General features: G+C 44.7%; 18 protein-coding genes and 1 other annotated feature. All 18 genes read right to left on the reverse strand.

Annotated features, from left to right (window positions below; genetic code table 11):
* Positions 1–58 precede the first annotated feature (58 nt).
* Positions 59–1,171, reverse strand: a complete 1,113-nt coding sequence (locus tag GPK58_RS03215) for a DUF3878 family protein (protein WP_215638182.1) — start codon at positions 1,169–1,171, stop codon at positions 59–61.
* Complete coding sequence (locus tag GPK58_RS03220; RefSeq protein WP_215638183.1) at positions 1,155–2,087, reverse strand: GTP-binding protein; 933 nt, start codon at positions 2,085–2,087, stop codon at positions 1,155–1,157. The genes GPK58_RS03215 and GPK58_RS03220 overlap by 17 nt, the downstream gene beginning before the upstream one ends.
* A 225-nt stretch (positions 2,088–2,312) precedes the next feature.
* Positions 2,313–5,645, reverse strand: coding sequence for a TRAP transporter large permease subunit (locus tag GPK58_RS03225; protein WP_173761499.1), 3,333 nt, complete (start codon positions 5,643–5,645; stop codon positions 2,313–2,315).
* Positions 5,646–6,149, reverse strand: coding sequence for a TRAP transporter small permease (locus GPK58_RS03230; protein WP_015525504.1), 504 nt, complete (start codon positions 6,147–6,149; stop codon positions 5,646–5,648).
* An 85-nt stretch (positions 6,150–6,234) separates the two neighbouring features.
* Positions 6,235–6,481: a binding site (T-box leader), on the reverse strand.
* Positions 6,482–6,567: 86 nt separating this feature from the next.
* Complete coding sequence (locus GPK58_RS03235; protein WP_015525503.1) at positions 6,568–7,965, reverse strand: alanine/glycine:cation symporter family protein; 1,398 nt, start codon at positions 7,963–7,965, stop codon at positions 6,568–6,570.
* A gap of 201 nt (positions 7,966–8,166) precedes the next feature.
* The gene (locus tag GPK58_RS03240; protein ID WP_215638184.1) at positions 8,167–9,195 is read right to left on the reverse strand and encodes an alpha/beta fold hydrolase; all 1,029 of its coding nucleotides are present in this window, start codon (positions 9,193–9,195) and stop codon (positions 8,167–8,169) included.
* Positions 9,196–9,407: 212 nt separating this feature from the next.
* Positions 9,408–9,944: a nitroreductase family protein gene (locus tag GPK58_RS03245; RefSeq protein WP_015525501.1), complete on the reverse strand. Its 537-nt coding sequence runs from the start codon at positions 9,942–9,944 to the stop codon at positions 9,408–9,410.
* Between the two features lie 231 nt (positions 9,945–10,175).
* Positions 10,176–11,108, reverse strand: a complete 933-nt coding sequence (locus GPK58_RS03250; RefSeq protein WP_215638185.1) for a DMT family transporter — start codon at positions 11,106–11,108, stop codon at positions 10,176–10,178.
* Positions 11,109–11,112: 4 nt separating this feature from the next.
* Entirely contained in the window at positions 11,113–12,204 is a 1,092-nt protein-coding gene (locus GPK58_RS13050) for a hypothetical protein (protein ID WP_252195750.1), read from the reverse strand.
* A complete protein-coding gene (locus tag GPK58_RS03260) occupies positions 12,185–12,919 on the reverse strand; it encodes a class I SAM-dependent methyltransferase (protein WP_044962204.1) in 735 nt (244 codons plus the stop codon). The genes GPK58_RS13050 and GPK58_RS03260 overlap by 20 nt, the downstream gene beginning before the upstream one ends.
* A gap of 168 nt (positions 12,920–13,087) precedes the next feature.
* Positions 13,088–13,765 carry a hypothetical protein gene (locus tag GPK58_RS03265; RefSeq protein WP_215638186.1) on the reverse strand — a complete coding sequence of 226 codons (678 nt, stop codon included), beginning with the start codon at positions 13,763–13,765 and terminating at the stop codon, positions 13,088–13,090.
* On the reverse strand, positions 13,762–14,022 hold the full coding sequence (locus GPK58_RS03270) for a hypothetical protein (protein ID WP_330389450.1): 261 nt from the start codon (positions 14,020–14,022) through the stop codon (positions 13,762–13,764). Before GPK58_RS03270 ends, GPK58_RS03265 begins: the two co-directional genes overlap by 4 nt.
* Before the next feature lies 1 nt (position 14,023).
* A complete protein-coding gene (locus GPK58_RS03275; protein WP_015525496.1) occupies positions 14,024–14,446 on the reverse strand; it encodes a MarR family winged helix-turn-helix transcriptional regulator in 423 nt (140 codons plus the stop codon).
* 170 nt (positions 14,447–14,616) lie between these two features.
* Positions 14,617–16,590 (reverse strand): bifunctional metallophosphatase/5'-nucleotidase, encoded by a 1,974-nt coding sequence (locus GPK58_RS03280; RefSeq protein ID WP_215638187.1) that lies wholly within the window; start codon positions 16,588–16,590, stop codon positions 14,617–14,619.
* 37 nt (positions 16,591–16,627) lie between these two features.
* Positions 16,628–17,041, reverse strand: coding sequence for an EamA family transporter (locus GPK58_RS03285; protein ID WP_215638188.1), 414 nt, complete (start codon positions 17,039–17,041; stop codon positions 16,628–16,630).
* 58 nt (positions 17,042–17,099) lie between these two features.
* Entirely contained in the window at positions 17,100–18,314 is a 1,215-nt protein-coding gene (locus GPK58_RS03290) for an AI-2E family transporter (protein ID WP_330627188.1), read from the reverse strand.
* A gap of 2 nt (positions 18,315–18,316) precedes the next feature.
* A complete protein-coding gene (locus tag GPK58_RS03295; RefSeq protein WP_215638190.1) occupies positions 18,317–20,935 on the reverse strand; it encodes a cation-translocating P-type ATPase in 2,619 nt (872 codons plus the stop codon).
* A gap of 561 nt (positions 20,936–21,496) precedes the next feature.
* The gene (locus GPK58_RS03300) at positions 21,497–22,270 is read right to left on the reverse strand and encodes a NifB/NifX family molybdenum-iron cluster-binding protein (protein ID WP_215638191.1); all 774 of its coding nucleotides are present in this window, start codon (positions 22,268–22,270) and stop codon (positions 21,497–21,499) included.
* Positions 22,271–22,338: the final 68 nt, after the last annotated feature.

The following is a 22,338-nucleotide window of genomic DNA, read 5'->3' on the forward strand; positions in this document are numbered from 1 at the left end:
AATCCCTGCCGGGCAAAAACACTTCACAGATATTCTCTACGGATCTATATATATTTCGTCATATTTCTTCAATTTCAACGGTACAGTCTTTTCTTCCTTTGTTCCATTTCATGAGATAAACCTTAAATCCCAGAGAATCTCTGGCAATGGTAAACGGTTCTTCCCTGAGTACTTCGGATCCCATACCCTGCTCTTTCAGCTCTGTCTGCTTTGTCCTGGCTTTTTCTGTAAGAACTCTAAGTTCTTCATCCGCTTCTTTTCCAAAGGAACGATCCCCATATCCGGATGAAGCCTCCCTCAACTTTTCGGAAAGGCACATCGTTACCTGAATGTGTTTTGTACGGTGAAGCATTCCTGCCAATTTCCGTGCTACCCATTTAAACGGAAGTTTCCGGTAAATTTCAAGCCACCTGACAAAGGTACGGTCTCCTGCCTGCCTTGCGATCTCTCCCATTACCTCAAATGCCTTTTCCGAGGGAATCCACGGATTTTCCTTGGGAACAATATACTTTTCCGGAACAGCCGGATAACAGCAGTAATTCAATGGCGGAAATTCCACCAGTGCAGAAAGCTTCTCCTCCAGAGCGTTGCAGCTGTCCCCGCCTATATAATCATATTTGTCGCGGAGGATCGCCAGCCGATATTCCAGCTGCCGTAAATATTCATACCCTTCTACCCAGAAATGACCGATCCGGCTGTAATCGTAGAGATATTTTTCCAGAGACAGGGTTTCAAAAAACAAAGTCACCACCGAATCATCCTGGTGAACCACAAGGATGTATTCTCTACCCTGCCGGCTTAAATCTGCCAGGATCTCGCCCTCGTAATCCGGTTTGTATACACCTGTCATACGGGCATTTCCAAAAACAAGAAAGCTTTCTACCGCATCATTCATAAGATACACAAGACGGATTTCGCCGTTTTTTACATAAGAATCCACTCTGTACATATTGTCATCGGGCTTTTCCGCCATCTCTTCCGAAAAAGCACTCTCTGAAGCTGCTTTCTGATCCTGCGGATCTTTCTCATCATTCACTGCCACCAGTTCAAACTGATCTTCTCCAAGCAGCTCTGCTAGCTTCTGAAAGGTATCTGGCAGCTCTTCAAATGCCTTCTCTGAGACATATCTCTCCGGTGCTGTTTTTCCTGCAGTATTATTTCCAGTATCCATCAATTACCTCTTTATTCAGTTTCTCCCCAATAACGATCATGATCTCCTGTCCCAGCTTTGCCGGCCGGATGCAGATCTCATGGCGGGTAGCATTCAGCTCCAGCCACTGTCCATCTTCTTTTCTGAGAAAACCTTTTACGCGAAAAACATCTCCGCAAGATGGATCATTCAGGATCCTTTCTGCAGTTTCATGAAGTTCCTCCTCGCTTTTATGAACGTTCATAAAAAACAGAGAATCAAATCCGCCGCCTTCCGCATAGGATTCCTTCACGTAATCCTCTGCCACATACCCGCAATCCAGGATCTTTTCCAGGTCTGTGTCTGTGAGATCATCCCAGTTTCCGGTGAGAATCTCACTGTCCAGACGGCGCCTGCACTGGATCTGGCCAAGTGCACGGTTGAGATGCTCTTTTGTGCTGCTGATCTCTTCCACCGTGGCTTCCTGGCTCCTGCTCAGTAATACATAGCCTGCATCTGCCACCTCGGAAGCCAGCAGATAATCCGCTTCCGCTGAAAGATCCTCTGACAGCTTCGCATCCACAATGGCGATCACATTTCCGATCTCATACCATTTATCCAACGGTTCCTCATGGAGGGCGTCAAAGAACTCATCCACATCAAAGATTCCGGATGGTTCTACGATGACACGGTCGTAACCGCACATTCCCATGGCGATCAGCTTTGTCTTAAATCGCCGTCTGTGACAGTCCGCATCACAGCCCCCGGAAACCATCTCCAGCTCACAGTTGTCTCCCATCAGATCCTGAAGCAGCATCATATCCACATTCACTGCCCCGAAATCATTTTCCAGGATCCCGATGTTCATGCCTTTTTTCAGAAGATAGGAGGCATATTTTTTTATAAATGTTGTCTTTCCGGATCCGAGAAATCCGGTTATCAGATCGATCTTTATCATATTTCTTCCTTTACTTTATCAACTCTCCGGAGCATACAGTAAAATAAATGCGAATATATGCTTTACTTATGTTCCGGTCATATTTCAATAATCTCCTGCCCGACAAATGCCGGACTGCTATCAGTATATAATCTTTTTTCCGCAAAGAAAAGAGGCGGTCCTGAAAAATCCTCTCAGAACTGCCTCTTTCCGGCTATTTTATCTTTTTATAAACATATATGAAGATTACTTTGTAAACAGATCTACCAGATCCTGACCATCATTATAGCCCTGTTTTTTCAGTTCCTGAACAAACCAGTCATCTACACCGTCTACTGCTTTCTTAAAGGAATCGATATCCATGTCCTTTTTCTCTGTGAAGGTCACACCGTTTTTGTCTGCCCAGCGTGCTTTGATCTCATCATCACTGGAACGGTTGATGTAACGCTCATACTCAACAGCTTTCTGACCACACTCGTCAACAACAGCCTGCTGCTCCGGTGTCAGCGCATCATAAATATCCTGGTTGATGCAGAAGAACAGGCAGTCATAGATTGCATCCCACATGGAGCAATATGGCTGTACCTCCTGTACACTGGCTGCATCGATGGCGGGCAACGGATTCTCCTCGCCCTCTACCGTATTCTGCTGAAGTGCTGTGTAGGTCTCGGACCAGTTCATATTTGTAGCATCTGCCCCCCATCTCTTATAACACTCCATAAGAAGATTAGAGCCGGCTACACGAACCTTCAGATTCTTCATATCATCTACAGATTTTACCTCATGCTTGCTGTTTGTCAACTCACGAAATCCGTTCTCTGCAATACCCATGCAGTGAAGTCCGTAGCCGTTAAGGATCTCCTTCAGCTTGTCTCCGGCCTCTCCGTCAAACTTCGCATCTGCATCATCGTAGGAATCATAGATGAACGGCAGGGATACCACATTGAAGCGTGGATCAAATGCAGAATAGATCAGATTGGAATGCATGGAGATCTGTACCGGGTCTCCGTTCATCAATGCCTGGATTCCCTCGGACTGATTTCCGTTTGTCAGCTGATCCGCTGCGTAAATGTTAACCTTGACCTTTCCTCCGGTAGCCTTTTCCATGAGTTCACCGAACTTACGTCCTCCATCAGCCCAGGTACTTGTCTCCGTTGTGGAGCATGCAAAGTTCCAGGTTGTCTCAGGCCAGTTCAGATCACTGTAATCCTCCACGGTATCTACCGAATCCTCTGTAAACAGATCTACAAGATCCTGTGCATCGTCATAGCCTGCACTCTTAAGCTCCTTTACAAACCAGTCGTCGATTCCGTCTACTGCTTTCTTGAAGGAATCGATATCCATATCCTCTTTCTTTGTAAAGGTCACACCGTTGCTCTTCTCCCAGCGGCTCATGATCTCCTCGTCGCCGGAACGGTTGATATAACGCTCATACTCAACAGCCTTCTGACCTGCCTCATCAACAACCTGCTGCTGTTCCGGTGTCAGGCTGTCATAGATATCCTGGTTGATACAGAAGAACAGACAATCATAGATTGCATCCCACATGGAGCAGTACGGCTGTACCTCCTGTACACTGGCTGCGTCAATCGCAGGCAACGGATTCTCCTCACCCTCTACCGTATTCTGCTGAAGTGCTGTGTAGGTCTCAGACCAGTTCATATTTGTGGCATCTGCCCCCCATCTCTTATAGCATTCCATAAGAAGGTTGGAACCGGCCACACGAACCTTCAGGTTTTTCATGTCGTCTACTGTTTTTACTTCATGCTTGCTGTTTGTCAGCTCACGGAAACCGTTCTCTGCGATTCCCATACAATGAAGTCCGTACTCACCAAGGATCTCTTTCAGCTTTTCTCCGGCCTCACCGTCAAATTTTGCATCTGCATCATCGTAGGAATCATAGATAAACGGCAGGGATACTACATTGAATCTCGGGTCAAATGCAGAGTAGATCAGATTGGAATGCATGGAGATCTGTACCGGGTCTCCGTTCATCAGTGCCTGGATTCCCTCGGACTGATTTCCGTTTGTCAGCTGATCTGCTGCGTAAATATTAACCTTGACTTTTCCGCCGGTTGCTTTTTCCATAAGCTCACCAAACTTACGTCCTCCGTCAGCCCAGGTACTTGTTTCAGTTGTAGAGCATGCAAAGTTCCATGTCATCTCCGGCCAGTCAAGATCACTGTAATCCGCGATGGTATTAAAGGAATCACTTCCGTCTCCGGAATCCTTGGAACTCTGGCTTTCTGTGTCAGAAGACTGGTCTCCTGTATAGGAGCCCTCTTTTGCAAGAGCCTTCGGAAGAGCTGTGGAAACAGCCGGAATATAAGTGATGATCAGAAGAACTGCAACGGATGCAGCGATCATCGGCATAACTGCTCTGGAGATCTGCTGAAGAGTAACCTCCAGACCTTTTTTGATCTTGATACTGATGGCAACGAAAAGATTTACACCTACCGGAGGTGTTACCTGTCCGATCGCAAGGTTAACTGTTGCCATAACACCGAATGCTACCACATCATAGCCCAGAGCCTTACATACCGGAAGCATGATCGGTATAAAAATGTACATCGCAGAGTTTGCATCAATGAAGCATCCTGCGATCAGGAAAATGATGTTTACGATCAGAAGGAAGGTAAACTGATTATGTGCAATGCCGGCAAGAAGCTCAGATGCCGCATTTGCAATACCAAACTTGGTACATACAAAAGAGAACAGGGAAGCACTCGCTACGATCAGCATGATTCCGCCAGTTGTCTTTGCAGAATCCACAAGAATGTCAAACAGATCTTTGAGCTTAACCTCACGGTAGATCACCATACCAACAAACAGACCGTAAACAACAGATACGGCTGCAGCCTCAGTTGGTGTAAAGATACCGCCGTAAATTCCTCCGAGGATGATAACCGGCATCAGGAATCCCCAGAATGCATCTTTAAATGTATCCCAACGCTCTTTTGCGGAAGCTTTTTCACGGGATGGCTGAATGTTATGTTTCTTTGCCTCGATCATAACGATGATCACAAGAGCAACACCCATCAGAAGTCCCGGAACGATACCAGCCATAAACATATCTGCAATAGATACACCTGTGATGGAAGCGTATACAACGAATGCGATACTCGGCGGTATGACAATGGCGATGGAACTGGAGGTTGCCATCAATGCCGTGGAAAACGGTGCGGAGAAACCGCCCTGCTCAACCATAGCCGGGATCAGAACTGCTCCAAGTGCCGCAACCGTTGCAGGACCGGAACCGGAGATCGCTCCGAAGAAGCAGGCTACGATAACACATACAATGGCGATACCGCCCTTTTTATGTCCTACGCAGGTATCTACGAAGTTGATCAGTCGTTTGGAAATACCGGCTTTTGCCATAATGTTTCCGGACAGAACAAAGAACGGGATAGCAAGAAGCAGGAATTTACTGATTCCGGAGTACATATTTGTAGCTACGATCGTCAGAGATGTACCGGAATAAAGGATGGCACATACAGATGACAGACCTAAGCAGATCGCAATGGGAAGTCCCAGGATCAGGAAAACAAAGAAGGAGATAAATAAGATTGCACTGATCATTTATTTGTCCTCCTTTTCATCATCTTTTTTCAGGCAGAAGTCCAAGCAGTACTCAATAAAATGAAGGATCATACAGCCTGCTCCGATCGGCACGAAGGACCAGAAGATCCACTCCGGCCAGTTCAGTACGAAAGTTCTCTTGCCGTTTGCCAGCTGTGTAAGAACTTTGTCCATTCCATATTTAAATAAAATTGCGGAAAAAACAATACTCAGGACCGTGATCAGGATCACAGATGGTTTTTCCAGTTTTTTCGGAAGACGGTCCGTAACCAGTGTCAGACTTACCAGTCCTCCTTTTTCACGGCAGGCAAGTGCTGCTGCCAGAAGTGTGATGAGAACAAACACCGCTACAACAAGCTCTTCTGTAAAAGACCATGAGCGATGGATGACCTTACGGGAAAATACATTTCCCACAGTCAGCACAAGGATCAGCAGTGTGGAAATGACCAGTACGATTTTTTCTACTGCTGCAAGTGCGTTCATGAGTTTTTTGTACACTTTCATACTCTTTCCCCTTTTGTATATTTTTCCGGTTTCAGATCCTTACCGCGTGGTTTAAAATGTTTTGGATAAAAAAAATCCGTCCCCTTTCAGGGACGGATATAAAATTCCGCAACCACCCTGTTTCTCCATTGAAACAAGCACGATTCTGCAACGTACCGGCATACGCGACTTCTGTAACGGGAAGCACCCGTGAAAACCTACTTACTTGTCTGAAACTTTCGGCTTTCCTTCTCAGGGATGATATTCAAGGCAGTTCCGACGCTGCATCACACCAGTCACAGCTCTCTGAAGACGGTTCCTCTGTCTTTACTGATTCCCTTCATGGAATTTACTTCTGTTATGTGTTAACTCTTTAATGAGTTAAATCAATTCTAACTCTGTTTGTTTTGATAGTCAAGTTTTTTTTTCAAAAACTCCTTCAGGCGTTCTTTCCTTCTCCGGCGAAGTACTCCTTCACAAGCTTTACAACCACACCGGAAAGCAAGAATACTGCGATCAGGTTAGGGATCGCCATCAGACCGTTGAAGGTCTCTGCGATACTCCAGAGAAGTCCAAGGTCAACAGTTGCGCCGATGATCGCTACCAGAGAGTACAGTACCATAAAAGGTCTGATAGCTTTTTCCTTAAAAAGGAACTCCGCACATCTGGCTCCGTAAAGTCCCCATCCAATGATAGTGGAAAATGCGAAGCAGCACATGGCAACTGCTGTAAAGATGGAAACCCAGTTTCCGTATGTACTGGTAAAACCGCTGATGGTAAGCTCCGCTCCTGCTGCTGCACCATAACCAACCGGCACCCCGCTGCAGAGGATGACAAGCGCTGTCAGCGTACAGATCACGATCGTGTCCGTGAATACCTCAAAGATCCCGAAAAATCCCTGTTTTACAGGTTTTCTGGTGTCTGCACAGGCATGTGCGATGGAACCGGTACCAAGACCTGCCTCATTGGAAAAAATACCTCTGGAAACACCTTTTTTCATACTCATGAAAAAGCTTCCTACTACGCCGCCTGTCACAGATGCCGGATTAAATGCCCCTCTGATGATAGCGCTGAAAACACCCGGAACATTTTTCCAGTTGATGATAACTACACCGACGGCAAGAATAATATAAAACAATGCCATAAACGGTACCAGCTTTTCTGTAACCTGGCCGATCCTTTTGATTCCGCCAAGCAGGATCATTGCCACAAGAATCGCAAGGATGATCCCCATAACAAGGTTTACCGTAGAAGTATTGTCTGCAGCGATCACATTGTAATTGATCAGTGCAGAATCAATGGCTGTTGTAATGGTATTAACCTGGGTTGCATTTCCGGTTCCGAAAACAGTAAGCACACCAAAAGCGGAAAACAGATATGCCAGCCAGTGCCAGTGTTTTTTTAGACCATTCTTAATGTAATACATTGGTCCTCCAACCAGATCTCCGTTGGCATTGGTTTCGCGGAAATGTACCGCAAGTGTTACTTCTGAAAACTTTGTACACATTCCAAGAAGTGCGGAAATCCACATCCAGAATACGGCTCCCGGTCCTCCGATGGCAATAGCACCTGCCACACCTGCAATATTTCCCGTTCCCACGGTAGCAGCTAACGCCGTACAAACAGCCTGAAACGGTGTCAGACTTCCATCGGAAGCTTCTCTTTTCCGAAGCATACGTCCGATAGTGACCCTGATGGCATAGGGAAATTTCCGAATCTGGAGAAAATTCGTGCGGATACTTAAATAAAGACCTACACCAATAATACAGATCATCGCAGGAACGCCCCAGATAAAATTGTTTACGGCAGCATTCACTGATTCAATAACAGATAACATTCTATAATCCTTCCCTTATTTAATTTTGTCTTTTTGGATTGTACGTTTGTCTGTACAAAAAGACGATTCGTTAGATTATATCACATTTTTTGTCGAATGTATAAGAGAAAAGCTTTATAATTTTACTATGATAAAGAAAGAAAGTGAATAAAAGCTGCCAATCCTGTTGTTAAATATGTGATATACCTGTAGTAAAAATACTTATCTGTGATCAATATCATTTTCCGTGTCGTCCAGGAATGTAAATATATATCCCCAGTATTTCTCCAGGATCTTACCTCTGCTTCCATAGATCTCATGCTTTGTTCCGATCATATGGATATAATCACAGCTTGTTTTTCCCTGGCGATTGATCTTTCCAGCAAAATTTTTCAGGGCACGGACAGACACCAGATCTTCCGTCTGGGCCTGGATGAGCAGCATTGGTGCCGTATATTTTTTCCATCCGTAGAGACGCAGATACCAGCTCATTTCCGCAGAAGCCCAGAGCCAGCCGTAGGATGGAGACCAGGTCTGGAGCTCCTTATGTTCTGCACGGAGATTTTTGTATCGCTCGTATCTTGGTTTTGATGTTGCGGAGCTTGTCTCAAAAGAACCGCTGCCATCGTAAGGCTTTCGGCCAGCTACATATTCCTCATCTTTTCCGAAAATGCATTTCTCCAGAGCTATGCCGGTGGCTGCCGGCCACGGAACATTATCTGTAAGAGGACGGATCATCGGAGAAGAAAGGATCACCTTGTGAAACCAGTCCGGCTCCCAGGCTGCAGCAATACCACCGATGGCACCACCCATGGAATGTGCATACAAGTTAAGTGACAGATCCGGATGTGCTTTCTTTATGTAGCGGCATGCTTTCAGAAAATCGCGGATATATCTTCGCCATGTATCGATATGGACCAGAGACGGGTCTGCGGTAAGACGATAGCTGCTGCCATGGCCGCAATGCTCCGGAATATATACATGATAGCCTTCTTTAAGAAAATAATAGGCCACTTCATCATATTTTACTGCTGATTCTGTGAATCCGTGGCTGATGACTACCACACCTTTAGGCATATCAATATCAGACAGATACTGCAGCATATGGATCTTACCTGTGATCCGTTTGCTTTTGTTACGAAACGGATAATCCGCACCCGGTACATAAAGTTCCCTTCTGTGAGACAGAAGATATGGCGTTACGATATTTTTCATGGTTTCTTCGTATTCATTTTCATGTATGATCTGCATATTGGTTAAAAACCTCCCTTGCTTTTACTGTATTGCTTTTTTGCTTCTCCCAAACTCTGCTTTTCAAAACCCTTCCATGTTGTCACAGCTGTTTTCTTACAGGATAACAGAATTCACTCCTCCAGGCAATCCTTTTCAGACCATTTTGCTCTTTAATTTCCATTAAAAAATGCCCGAACATTTTGATATGTACCGGGCATTTCTTCTATTATTTAATAAAATCTCACAATATCTTCCACATCTTTACGTTTCGGTCTTGCAGGCTCTTCGGCTGCTTTTCCGATGGCGATCACTGCCATTACCGTTTCTGTTTCCGGAATGGAAAGGATCTCACGGAGCTTGTCTCCGGCACGAAGTCCCATGATCAGGGTTCCATATCCAAGCTCCTTTGCCTTCAGGATCAGATTCTCGTTCTGAAGTCCCAGATCATAGCAGCCCCAGCCGTTTCCAAGCTCATTATCCGGTGTTCCGTCTTTCTGAAATCCGGCATGGTTATGTACAAAGGTTGTAACGATCAGGGATGCATTCTCTGCTTTTGCCTGGTTCATTTCCGGCAGACATTCTCTGCTGACCTTCTCCACCATCTCTTCGGACATTACACAGTAATATCTTCCGGTCTGGGAGTTTTTCCAGCTGGGTGCTTCCTGAGCGGCCCGGATCACTGCAAGAAGATCTTCTTTTGTGATCCTGCTCTCCGGGCTGTATTTACGGATGGTCCTTCTCTCTTCGATCAGTTTCTGAAATTCCATATTTTTCCTCCTTACTGTCCGGTGCAGGATCTGCTTCCGGATCCTGCAGTTATTCCGGCATGGATTTTTATGTTCACACTTTTTATGGAGCTATTTTAACACAATGCCGTATTGAAATCAATTTCAAAACTCCGGCATCGTTACTGTTCATTCTGCGACCGTTACTGTTCACTCCGTTCTCAGCAACACGTTTCAAAAAATATTGCCTGGGAACAATAACTGCAATACCACTTATGAAGATTTTTTTTGATTTACCACATAAATTCCCACACAGACAAGAAACAGTGCGATGAGACTTCCCATATTAAATGCCTGACGTACCTCTCCCAGAACCAGTGCAGACAGGATCACACTGAACAAAGGATTTACAAAGCCAAAGATCGCTACCTTGGATACATCATTCCAGGCAAGCAGCACTGACCACAGTGTATAGGCCACTGCAGACACCATTGCCAGATAAAAGATGATCCCAATACCGGCGGCATTTACCACTCCGAAATGTCCTCCCATCCCTTTTCCGATCAGGAACAGAATGATCCCGCCCATGGTAAACTGCGTTCCGCTGAGTACCACCGGAGATACCTTTCTGGAAAAAATATTGATCAGCACCGTGGACATTCCGTAAGAAAACTGCGCGATCAGAATAAATCCTTCTCCTGTGAGCCTAAAACCTGCATCCAGAGAATTTCCCATGAGATTGATCACGACCACGCCGGCAAAACCGAGGATACAGCCGAGCATCTTTCGCCCGGTCATTTTTTCCTTGTGAAAAACAAGGCAGGACAGCAGGATCGCAATAAAATTCCCAAGACCTGTGATAATAGCGCCTTTTACACCGGAGGTATGTGCCACACCTATATAAAAGAAGAAATACTGACATACCGTCTGAGCCATACATACCGGCACCGCATATTTCAGAACAGTTCGATCCGGAAGCAGAACCTTGCGCTCACGCAAAGATGCAAAGATCAGTACAAGGATTCCTGCCAGTGCAAAACGCACACCTGCAAAAACGATCTGACTTGCCGTATCTGCAGAATCCATCTGCATCAGACGGTATCCTGTCTTGATCAGCGGGATCGCACTCCCCCAGAGAAGACAGCAGACACAGGCAAGCGCTGCCACCACCCAGGTTTTTTTTAATATTGTTTTTGTTTGTTCCATTTGTTTATTCTCTCTTTCTCAAAACTTCTTCCATCTGACTGATCACAGCTTTTATTTCATTTATTGCACTGATACTTACGTCCCGGAAATCAAGCTTTTTCCCCTTTCCGTATAATTCCGTCTCATAAGCACTGGCTTTCTCTTCATCTTTATCCTTGTATCGGGCTTTTCCGATCAGCCAGGCACTGGAATCCGCACAGTCCGGATATTCCGTATTTCCCCGGATCAGAAAATCCTCTGAAGCTTCCGTCAATGCTGTTTTCAGTTTTTCTGCTTTATCCAGAAATTCTTCCGTTGTCTGCGGATAATGTTCTTTTATATAGAGGAGATTTTTATGAATACAGGTGGCACTTTTTTCCATTAGTTTCCGTTCTTCCGGATCTTTGAAATTATCATATTCCCCAGGCCGGACTTCCCATCCGCGGATGGATTTGCTTAATTCCATCAGCCAGTATACATGACGGGAAACATCGTCCGGAAACATAAAATACGTAGAAAATTCATGATCGATCATAGGTGCAAGACTTATGATCCCGCCATCTTTATCACAGAGAAATGCTACATTTTCATAATGATAATTCTGGTCTCCCTTCAGGACAGAGATCAGTACCTGCATGGCAAGCTGTTCCGCCATTTCCTGATGCTCCTGCAAAAAATCAGCTTCAAAAATATCTCTATAATCATAAAACATCTGACAATAGTTTACATAATTATCTATATCTACCTTTTCATCCGGATATTTCCTGAAAAACTCCAGAAGATTCAAAAGGGATTCCCCTTCTTTATAGGCCATGGGTACTGCCGTTCCGTAGTCAAGATATTTTTCATTTACTGCCTCATACCCTTCACAGATGGCCAGTTCATACCTGGGCGCAGGCATAAAATATTCATTAATGATCGTTGACCAGAACACCTCTGCATAAGCATACAGTGGCGTGGAAAATGGTTTGGATTTCGTCAGTGGCTTGAAAATCATATTTCCAGGAAATATGGGGAAATGTTTTTCCCCGCTTACCACGCCTACAGCTTCAGACTTAAGATTTCCGATTCGATTTTTGTATTGATAGTGTCTGACTTTATAATACATAGCAGTCATATCGTATTGCCTTCCCCTTCAATGTATAAGACGGCTCCCGGCCGGCAAGACATTCACTTTTCAGCGGACGCTTGACGATGATCTTATCCGGATTTGCTCTGATAGCTGCATCAAAAAGATCCTTTTCCCCGGAACACGGTGGTTCCAGCTTCTGGATCAATTGAAGTTTCTTGTTGATCAGGCTGGATTTCTGTCTTGCCGGAAACATAGGATCCAGATAGATCACGTCTACAGGATCAAGAAGCTTTGACATACCTTCTACACTGTTTCCCTCGATCACCTTCATACGACCGGCAATATCTTTCAGATCCATATTTTTCTTGGCACGGCGAATGGCATCTTTAAGAAGGGCTGCGATCACCGGATTCTGCTCGTATAGCGTCACCTCATAGCCCTGGGCTGCCAGAAGAAAGGCATCCTCACCCATTCCTGCCGTAGCATCGATGGCCTTCCTTCCCTCCTTATCTGACTTCACCGCCTTCACCAGCATCTCATGCTGAAGTCTGCCTCTGGTAACTCTGTGAAGCATCGTCTCCACAAAATCCCCCTGATAGGTCAGCCCGAAACCGGACAGCGAAACGCCCCTGGAATCAAACCGCACCGTCAGAAAATCTCCCGGCTTATCCTGAAGCTGCGCTCCGGTCCTCCTGCAAAAGGCTTCCGCCATATCTCTCTGTCCGCCCTTTCCAAGACAGACTGCGATTTTATCATTCATTTCCTGATTCTCTCTTTCATGACTCTTTTTCATAAACTCTTTCATTCTACAATTTTACAAAAAAAATTGCAATTCATCTCAAAAAAAGATGTCCGCAGACGTACCAAAATACGCTGCGGACATCCAATGTCTGATCCATAGTCAGGCGGTTACTTAATGCTTGCTGTCCTAAAACAGAAGATGAAGTCCCATTGCAATGATCCACATATATGCACAGGTCTTTGGGATCATCAGTAATCCGACCTTGGGCTTTGTTTTGCTGAATAAGGTTACCGGAAGATAGCATCCAAAGGAAATGATGATCGCAGCAACCATTCTTGTCATGTGATACCCATTCACATTTCCGGAGATCGCATACAGAATGATCACACCGATACCGGTAACTGCAAAAACTGCATTTCTCAGGATGGATAATTTCATATTTCCATCGTCTGTACACCAGTTATTCTGAGGAAGGAAGCATACCACGATCCTGATGATCGCAGAGATCCAGATCATTGCTTCCACTGCTGCCGGTGCATTCAGCTCCGGGAAGGTAAGCTTCCATACATACAGTAAAATAATATAAAATACAGTCATCGTGATCGAGGATACCTGTAATCCGATTCCCAGCTGTTTCCTGATCTTCTCGCTGCTTCCATGGACAGCTCTGATGATCCTTGGCACCAGATGGAAAGCATCTCCGCCACAAAGTGTCAATGTCAGTACTCCGTAAAGGATAAACAAAGGATTACCCTTCGAAAATACAAAGAAAAGAATTCCTGCGATCAGATCGAATATCAAATATCCTGCGTCAAATATTGCCTCCATTATGTCCGGCATGTTTTTCTTACTATTTTCTCTCATGCTTCCTGCTCCTTTACGATCAATTGTTTATAACAAAAATAATTTCTGGTAAATACCACCCCCGCCAGGGCCAGTGCACAGCCGAGACCGGAATAGAAAAAAGCAACGACCGAAAACAGATACAGATACCACTTCCGATCGATCACCCGGTATGATAATATCCCAAGTCTGGCAACATTAAATCCGGCAATCAGCCATACAATACCCGCGATCAGCAAAAGAGTCCTTTTCTTTACATGAAATCTCTTTTTCATCATCTCACCTCATATATTTATCCGCATTTTCGCAGATCTTATGAAACACCTCTTTACAAATACGCTTCTCTTCCACTGTCAGGCCGTCCAAAGCGATTTTTGCAAATTCCTTCTGTGCTTTTATTCCATCTTCAATGATCCGATCTGCCTTATTTAATAAAACGATCTCGATATGCTTCTTATTATCCGCACTCTGGATCCTTTCGATCAGACCTCTGCTCTCCAGATTTTTCAGAGAAGAGGACACGTGGGATTTCGTCGACTTACGGACCTTAACGATCTCAGCCGCAGTATTATGCTGTGGATTGTTGTGCAAAAACATAAGGATATCATATTCCATATGCGTCAGCTGATATTTCTCACATACACTCCCTGTGACTTTTTCATAACAGCTTGTTATCGTTTTATGCTGATCCCAGAAAAACATAGCCTTCCTCCATATCTTTTCGTTCTATTTAGAACGATTGTATGGCATTGTTCTCTATTTGTCAACTATAAAATATCTTCTTTCACCATTTATATATCTGCCACAAATAAAAGCTGCCGCTTTGCGATCTATCAACCGCTAAAGCGACAGCTTTCTTCTCAGCCGTATATTTATTTTGAATTTCTCTTTCCTTTTCTGACTTTGATCCTGCAGATCATCCTTCGGATCAGAAATACCACAAGCACAATGATCACGATAAAGATCAGACAAATACCTGCGATCATTGCCGAAAACTTATTCGGCTGCTTCACCAGATCAATGATATTTCTGCTGTCCTCCACAACCTTACGTCCATGTGTCGTCTCATAATATTCCGGCACATTGGCAATTCCGTCGCCGTCTGTATCCTCAAAGGACTGCATATATCTTGCGATCGCATCCCAGGCCTTTAATTCCCTGTCATCCTCCATGATCGCCTGATCTTCCAGATTTTCAATAGGATTTCCATCCCTGTCCTTCGGTTCAAGAGACAGCAGTCCATAGGACATTTTCATCACAGAACCAAGCATCTGGCCGGTATACAGATCTGTCACAACATGATACAGCTTGTCATCCTGGATCTCGATCCGCTCTCCGTCTGCCCTGGTGAGATAACAATCTGTCACCTTATTCAGGATCATCCGATGTGGATTGTATGCAAAATTCAATCCACTGCAATATAACCTTGCCGTTGTCATAAAATCCGATACAGAAGCGTCCACCTCCGCTACCAGCTTCAGCTCTTTTCCGGTCAGGTATGCACTGATCAGCGGATATCCGGCAACACCGTCCTTTCCGATCCCCAGTGAAAAGGAATTAAAAACATCCTCTACTGTGATATCGCCCTTTGTGTATGTGTCCCGCACGGTTCCGCTTGGAACAACGGCTACATCAACCGGATCACCATCATAATACTCGGAATTTTCCACTGCATATATGTATGCATCGGACATGATATCACCAAGATTCAACTCTTCGTGCTTCGTGCCCATTTCTTCCAGACTGTTGAATTCAACATCATTTTCAGCAAGAACCTCTTCCCTTGTATAGCCGAAATCGGCAAGATAATTCTTATCCACCGTATCCATCAGGGCATCGATCTGTTCCTGTGTCGCCTGGTCCGGTTTTACATCCTCAGAAACAGGGATCAGCTCATAGGATGTCAGCTCCCACCGTCCGTCCTGTTTCTGTGTCATGGAAAGTGATCCCAGATTTCTTCCGTATTCGCCGCAGGATACGATATATGTGTTCCCATGCTGAATTGCCTCTTTCAGCTCTGTGTGCGTATGTCCGCTGATGATCAAGTCGATATCCGGCACCTCTTTTGCAAGGATCTCATCCTCCGATTTGTTCTCATCCTCCCAGGTTCCTCCATGGGACACACAAGCGATCATATCCACTTTTTCATTTTTTCGGATCTCTTCTACCGTCTGTTTTACGGCCTCAACCGGATCCTTGAACTTTAATTCACAGGTCGGTGCACATTCCAGGGCATCCTTACCGAACACACCGACTACTGCAGCTTTTACATCTCCTTTTTGAACTACTACATAATCCTTCACACCGTAGGCTTCAAATGCCGACCGGATCTGCTTCTGACCATCGCTTAATCCATCCTGCTCCATGCTGTCCCAGTCCACGTTGCACACTACCAGTGCCGGCACTGTCTCACCGGAAGCCTTCGCAGCCTCCAGCATATTTGCCAGTCCCTTTGAACGATAATCATATTCATGATTCCCCAGAGTCGTCACATCATACCCCAGATATCCCAGCATCCGAAGCTCTGCCGCCTCCGTATCGTATACGGTCTGGATCAGTGTTCCCATGGAAAAATCGCCGCCATCCAGCACCAGGGTGTCCGGATCTTCCTGCTTCTTTTCATCGATCAGGGTTTTGATCCTTGCAAATCCGCCAACTTCTTTTTGCTCTCCATCTACGATGGTTGAAAAGCTGTTCAAATGCGAATGTGTATCATGGCTGAACAAAACATCGATCTGTTTTGCCTCGGCTGCTTCCACCGGGACATTCCATGCAAGAGGAAGCAGCAATGCAGCAATAAGCATGATCGCCAACAGCCTTGCTGAAATTTTCTTTCGTGTTTTCATAACACTCTCCTTTTGTATATAGTTTTCTTATGCCTTTTCACAAAACCATCAATAATGTTCCCACACCGATCAAAATACATCCCATCATCGATTTTGCTGTGAATTTCTCATGCAAAAAAACAAATGCCAGTACCAGTGTGATCACGACACTCAGCTTGTCTATCGGCACAACCTTGGATGCATCGCCTATCTGCAGAGCACGATAATAGCATAACCACGAAACACCCGTTGCCAGACCTGAAAGGGTCAGAAACAGCCAGCTTTTTTTGCTGATTGCTGCGATCCCGCCCTGGGTATTTGTGAGGAAAACCATTCCCCAAGCCATAACTAGTACCACTATCGTTCGAATCGCTGTTGCAAGATTCGAATTAACACCGGCAATACCTATCTTGGCCAGTATGGAGGTCAGCGCCGCAAATACAGCAGACAGCAAGGCAAACACAAACCACACAGTAACTCCCCCCTTAAATATAAGATTTTCTTAACTATCCCAATACAAGTCCATCATATCATTTCCCCTCTGATATGTCACTATTTACAATTTCCTCCGCCGTATATTCCTCTATTTCTGTCTTTGTCACCTGTTTGATATGCTTTTTCTTCAGGCGCAGATATACGAATTCCCGAAAGATAGTATAGAATACGGAAAGCAGCGGAATGAAAACAAGCATACCTACAATTCCCATAAGGTTTCCGCCGATCGTAACTGCTGCAAGAACCCAGATCGACGGAAGTCCTACGGATTCACCCACAACATGAGGATAGATCAGATTTCCCTCGATCTGCTGCAGCACCAGAAATACTATAATAAATAAAATTGCCTGTTTCGGATTTACCATAAAGATCAAAAAGCTTCCCACCGCACACCCGATGAAGGCCCCGAAAATCGGAATCAATGCGGTAAACGCAATCAAAACTCCGATCAAAAGTGCATATGGCATCCTCAAAATACTCAGTATCACAACAAACATACAGCCGAGGATCACAGCTTCCAGACACTGACCTGCAAGAAAATTTGCAAATGTCCGATAAGTCAGAGAACAGACTTTAAGAAAAGCATCTGCCTTTTTCTTTGGGAGAAAGGCAAAAAATACTTTTCGGATCTGCACATGCAGCTTCTCCTTCTGAAAAAGGACATAGCAGGCAAATGAAAAAGCAATAAAAAAGGTTGCCAATCCACTGACTATGGAACCCACTGCTGACATTGTGGTATTCATCATATTTCCTGCACCGTTTCCAAGAAGGCTTATCCCCCACTTGATCGCCTGATCCGGATTAAACTGTACCTGATCTACCAGCTTCATGATTTCCTGATTATTATGAGAAAATTCCCGGATCCAGCTTTGCATCTGCGGAATAAAATCAGCGATACTCATCATCAGAGTTCCCATTGTCCGCGTAAGCTGCGGGATCACACCAAACATCACCAGTACGATCACGCCAACCGCAAATACGATCGTAAGGAACAGACTTATCGGTCTTGCCAGTTTTGCACCTATCTTATTTTCTTTTTTTACCCTTCCAAAAATTTTCTTTTCCAAAAAGCTCATTGGCACATTAATCATAAAAGCGAGCGCCCCGCCAAGTACAAAAGGAAATGCGATCCCCCATATTGCTTTCAGCACATCGAGCACCACATCAAACTTCCACAGGGCGACCACAAGAAATGCTGTAAACACAATAAGCTCCCGGATTTTTTTTACAGATATTTTACTTATATCCACTATCATTCTCCTCTTTTTCTTAATTTCATGCGTATCCATTTAAGCAGCTGAATGATCGGAAGACTTGCAAACGCATACAGATATACACAGCCAAGCTGCATCAGATCCAACGTCTCTACTTTAAACAGGAGATGAAATCCTGGAACCGTCAGTACAACGGTAATGAGTACTGCCCCAAGTACAAATGCTCCCTGAAGCCATTTATTATTAAAGAAACGTTTTGTAAAGATAACCGGATGATCCGATTTGCAGTTGAATCCATGGAACAGACGTGCCAGACAAAGTGTTCCGAAGGCATAAGTACTGCCAAGCAGTGCACCATTCTGATGATATCCTGTCAAAAATCCTATCATCGTCATCATACCGATCACCAGTCCTTCCAGACCGATTTTACCAAGAAAATCCTTTGTCAGTATTGACTCGTCTGCTGATCTTGGTTTCTCATTCATCACCTCACTGCTGTGCGGCTCCACGCCTAACGCGATCGCCGGAAGACTGTCTGTCAAAAGATTGATAAACAGCAGATGTACCGGTGCAAAAGGAACCGGAAGTCCTGCAAGGGATGCACAAAGAACTGCCAGGATCGCACCAAAGTTTCCGGACAGAAGAAACTGGATCGCATACTTGATATTCTGATATAAATTTCGTCCGTTTTCCACTGCTTTTACAATTGTTGCAAAATTATCATCTGTAAGCACCATTGCTGCGGCATCCTTTGCGACCTCGGTTCCGGTCACTCCCATTGCAACACCAATATCTGCCTGCTTCAATGCCGGAGCATCATTCACACCGTCTCCGGTCATTGCCACGATCATCCCCTTCTCCTGCCATGCACGGACAATACGGATCTTGTGCTCTGGTGACACTCTTGCATACACAGAAATATTCGGGACAAACTCCTTCAGCTGCTCATCACTCATATTTTCAATATCAGCACCCTCACAGGCCTCCGACAGATCGTGTAAAATTCCGATTCTCTTTGCAATTGCCGCTGCTGTGATCTTATGATCTCCCGTGATCATGACTGGCCGAATCCCCGCTTTTATGCATTCTGCCACTGCAGCCTTTGATTCTTCCCTCGGCGGATCCATCATAGCGATCAGGCCAAGAAATACCAGATGGTTCTCATCTTCTGTCGTCAATACATGCTTCTCCGGAATTTCACGATAGGTAAATGCCAGTACCCGTAACCCTTCCATTGAAAATTCCTGATTCTGGCGCCGGATCTTTTCTTTATCTGCTTCTGTGATTTCCCGAACTCCGTCCTTTGTCCAGATCCTGTCTGTCAGCTCCAGAAGCCGGTCAACCGCACCTTTTACGATCATCCGGTTCTCATCATCAATTCTGTGAAGTGTTGACATCATCTTACGGTCACTGTCAAAGGGAAGCTCTCCTTCCCTTGGATAAAGCTTTCTTACACCAGCAGCCTCGATTCCGTACCGGCTGCCCAGATTGATCAATGCCGTTTCCGTCGGATCTCCGATCTCCACTCCATTTTCGTTTGTTGAATCATTACATAAAATGCTGTAGTCCAAAAGACATCTCTGCGCCGGATCTGCTACATCAATTGCATCTGCTGTGATTCTTTTTCCATCAATATAATAATCTTCTACTGTCATTTTATTCTGTGTGAGTGTTCCGGTCTTATCCGAACAGATAACAGATACGCTTCCAAGACCTTCCACAGCCTGAAGCTTACGAATGATCGCGTGCTCCTTTGCCATCTTCTGTGTTCCGAAAGAAAGGACGATCGTCACGATGGAGCTTAAAGCTTCCGGAATCGCTGCGACTGCAAGTGCTACTGCAAACATAAATGCACTGCTGATCTTCTCACCGCGGAATACACTGATCGCAAACAGAATTCCGCAAAATATCAGGATCAGAATAGAAAGCTTCTTTCCAAAATCATCCAGATTCGCCTGAAGTGGCGTCTGTTTTTCCGAAGTCGATTTCAGAAGTCCCGCAATCTTTCCAACCTCTGTCTGCATTCCTACATTCGTTACAACCGCTCTGCCACGCCCATATGTGACAAAGCTTCCGGAAAACAGCATATTTGTCCGATCACCAAGCGATGCTTCCTCCAAAATAATGTCCCTACTCTTTTCAACCGCAAGACTTTCTCCGGTAAGGGCACTTTCATCGACCTTAAGGCTTGCATTTTCAATCAATCTTCCATCGGCCGGGATCATATCACCTGCTTCAAGAAGGATCACATCTCCTACAACCAGTTCTCTTGCCGGGAGCTGTACCGCCACACCATCACGTAATACCTTTGCCTCCGGTCCGGAAAGCTTCTTTAAGCTCTGCAAGGACTGCTCAGCCTTTACTGTCTGCACAGTTCCCAAAATCGCATTGATCGTAATAACGATCACGATAACTGCTGCACTTTCCACATCTCCAAGCATACCGGATATCACTGCCGATGCGATCAGGATCAGCACCAGAAAATCCTTATACTGTTCAAAGAAGATCTGCAAAATACTTTTTTTCTTTCCTTCTGCAAGCTCATTCCATCCGCACTTCTCTCTGGACCGTCTGACCTGTTCATCGGTAAGCCCTGATTCCCTGCTTTCCACACGCTCGAGAACTTCTTCTGCTGTCTGCTGATAAATTTCTTTCATTACCTTTGCCTCCTTTTTTGCAAATATTCACCAACTGTAATTTTTTTATGCAATAAAGGATTTTTTTGATAAAAGGATATAAAAAAAGAAACCCTTATTGCACAACAAAAAATGCAATAAAAGTCTCACCATTTCCCTGCAGCGCCGGATGTTTCCACCGTACTGACGACACTGCAAACGCAGATTTCCAAACGTAGGTTACTCCCCTTTATCAGTTTTAATAGTATAACAGGATCGGTACCTCTGTCAAGATACTTTATAAATCACACCTTGCAAATATGATACTCCGGTAACAGAAAAACTCCCATTTTTTGAATGGAAGTTTTTCTGTTACCCTGAAAGTATTATAGGCCTGCAGCCGTTTTATTACCTTTTAAGATTTATTACTTTGATCAGCTACAATATTACCCTGCACAACTCTTCCCTGGTCTTTTCCTTTTCTCAGTCCTCGAACTACCTGTACATTTTTTATCACTGCTGATAAAAACAAAAACTCTTTGTAATAATGACTGCAAAACGCCTTTGTACATCCTTGTGTATTATTATTTTTTGCTATTTTTCTTAATGACAGCTATGGCTTCCACATCCATGCTCGCCACATGTATGTCCTTCCCCGTGGCTGTGCTCATGATGAGAACATTTCACATCCGGATTATACTCCAGTGTTTCATTGATAAACGCTTTTACTGCTTCATCCGCATCTCCGGAAACTCCTCCGAAAAGCTTAATGCCGGCTGCCGCTAACGCTGTCTGTGCGCCGCCTCCGATTCCGCCACAGATCAAAACATCTGCATTCAATGCTTTAAGAACTCCTGCCAATGCGCCATGTCCGCTTCCATTCGTATCTACTACTTCTGAATGTACTACTTTTCCTTCCTCTACATCGTAAATCTTAAATGTTTCTGTGTGTCCGAAGTGCTGAAAAATCTGTCCGTTTTCATATGTTACTGCTATTCTCATGATACCCTCTCCTTTTTCTGCTGCATATTTTTGATGAAACTCCTGCTTATAACATCCTCCAAGCCTACAGTTACCGCTCTGACCATCACAGATTTTGAAATCTCCACCTTCAATTTTAAGCGGATATCCATCAATGAGTGCATCTGCTATTTTCTTCCTGGCAATCTCATAAATTCGTTGAACGGTTGTTCTTGCGACTTGCATAGATGCTGCGCACTGCTCCTGACTATAACCTTTCTTGTCCAAAAGACGGATGGTTTCATACTCATCTACCGTCAGAACAATAGGTGTTTTTTTCTCAGTATCATCTGCCGGAAAGAATTCTAAAACATTGGGGAAATGGCAAACTTTTCTGCATTTTACTGGTCTCGGCATAAACTGCTCCTTTCTTGCTTTTCTTATATAATAGTTCTATAAAAGGCATATGTCAATAACATTTTTGA

The sequence above is a fragment of the Blautia sp. MCC270 genome (assembly GCF_018785605.1).
Classification (GTDB): domain Bacteria; phylum Bacillota; class Clostridia; order Lachnospirales; family Lachnospiraceae; genus Blautia_A; species Blautia_A fusiformis.

What these genes read in the sequence shown, in the direction of transcription:
- GPK58_RS03215 (WP_215638182.1), bottom strand. Translation starts at nt 1,171, where the DNA reads ATGGATACTGGAAATAATACTGCAGGAAAAACAGCACCGGAGAGATAT.
- GPK58_RS03220 (WP_215638183.1), bottom strand. Translation starts at nt 2,087, where the DNA reads ATGATAAAGATCGATCTGATAACCGGATTTCTCGGATCCGGAAAGACA.
- GPK58_RS03225 (WP_173761499.1), bottom strand. Translation starts at nt 5,645, where the DNA reads ATGATCAGTGCAATCTTATTTATCTCCTTCTTTGTTTTCCTGATCCTG.
- GPK58_RS03230 (WP_015525504.1), bottom strand. Translation starts at nt 6,149, where the DNA reads ATGAAAGTGTACAAAAAACTCATGAACGCACTTGCAGCAGTAGAAAAA.
- GPK58_RS03235 (WP_015525503.1), bottom strand. Translation starts at nt 7,965, where the DNA reads ATGTTATCTGTTATTGAATCAGTGAATGCTGCCGTAAACAATTTTATC.
- GPK58_RS03240 (WP_215638184.1), bottom strand. Translation starts at nt 9,195, where the DNA reads ATGCAGATCATACATGAAAATGAATACGAAGAAACCATGAAAAATATC.
- GPK58_RS03245 (WP_015525501.1), bottom strand. Translation starts at nt 9,944, where the DNA reads ATGGAATTTCAGAAACTGATCGAAGAGAGAAGGACCATCCGTAAATAC.
- GPK58_RS03250 (WP_215638185.1), bottom strand. Translation starts at nt 11,108, where the DNA reads ATGGAACAAACAAAAACAATATTAAAAAAAACCTGGGTGGTGGCAGCG.
- GPK58_RS13050 (WP_252195750.1), bottom strand. Translation starts at nt 12,204, where the DNA reads ATGACTGCTATGTATTATAAAGTCAGACACTATCAATACAAAAATCGA.
- GPK58_RS03260 (WP_044962204.1), bottom strand. Translation starts at nt 12,919, where the DNA reads ATGAATGATAAAATCGCAGTCTGTCTTGGAAAGGGCGGACAGAGAGAT.
- GPK58_RS03265 (WP_215638186.1), bottom strand. Translation starts at nt 13,765, where the DNA reads ATGAGAGAAAATAGTAAGAAAAACATGCCGGACATAATGGAGGCAATA.
- GPK58_RS03270 (WP_330389450.1), bottom strand. Translation starts at nt 14,022, where the DNA reads ATGATGAAAAAGAGATTTCATGTAAAGAAAAGGACTCTTTTGCTGATC.
- GPK58_RS03275 (WP_015525496.1), bottom strand. Translation starts at nt 14,446, where the DNA reads ATGTTTTTCTGGGATCAGCATAAAACGATAACAAGCTGTTATGAAAAA.
- GPK58_RS03280 (WP_215638187.1), bottom strand. Translation starts at nt 16,590, where the DNA reads ATGAAAACACGAAAGAAAATTTCAGCAAGGCTGTTGGCGATCATGCTT.
- GPK58_RS03295 (WP_215638190.1), bottom strand. Translation starts at nt 20,935, where the DNA reads ATGAAAGAAATTTATCAGCAGACAGCAGAAGAAGTTCTCGAGCGTGTG.
- GPK58_RS03300 (WP_215638191.1), bottom strand. Translation starts at nt 22,270, where the DNA reads ATGCCGAGACCAGTAAAATGCAGAAAAGTTTGCCATTTCCCCAATGTT.